At 59.1% G+C, this 257-nt stretch carries 1 pseudogene; it reads right to left on the reverse strand.

What is annotated here, in order from left to right:
* Window positions 1–35: 35 nt before the first annotated feature.
* A pseudogene (locus ACPYOG_RS19955) lies at window positions 36–257 on the reverse strand (hypothetical protein); the annotation flags it as partial.

Genomic DNA, 257 nt, shown 5'->3' on the forward strand with positions numbered 1-257 from the left:
GTCTCGCTCCAGTGTCTTGTTCTTCAAAGGTCCGATTAAGCCGGTTCAAGCGCCATGACAAGGCTGGCATTCTGGCCGCCGAACCCGAAGGAGTTCGAAGGGATTGCCTTTACCTGTTTTTCACGCTTCTTGTTCGGCACGACGTCGAGAACGATCGACGGATCCGGATTGTTGTAGTTGATGGTCGGCGGCAGCGTGCCGGTCAGCATGGTCTGCAGCGAGAACACCGCCTCGACCGCGCCCGCCGCCGTCAGCGT

The sequence above is a fragment of the Leifsonia sp. HAY1-4F genome (genome assembly GCF_056755275.1).